The 234-nt window shown below is 69.7% G+C and carries 1 protein-coding gene; it reads left to right on the top strand.

The annotated features are described in order from the left end of the window. A partial coding sequence (locus AC0IXR_RS25200; protein ID WP_471762623.1) for a Mur ligase family protein occupies positions 1 to 234 on the top strand: 234 nt, incomplete at both ends.

The following is a 234-nucleotide window of genomic DNA, read 5'->3' as shown; positions in this document are numbered from 1 at the left end:
ATCCTGTCGCGTTTGGGGCTCGCCTCGGCGAGCCTCGGAACGGTCGGCATCGTCACCGATAGCGGCGCGCAATACGGCTCGCTGACCACGCCCGATCCGGTCTCGCTGCACGATACCCTCGCGCGGCTCGCCGACGACGGCATCACCCATCACGCCATCGAGGCGTCGTCCCACGGGATCGAGCAGCGCCGCCACGATGGCGTGAGGCGCGCCGTCGCCGGTTGCACCAATCTC

Source organism: Methylobacterium sp. AC832, from assembly GCF_979256025.1.
The sequence above is the reverse complement of the archived record's forward strand: the minus strand, read 5'-3'. Positions and strand labels throughout refer to the sequence as shown.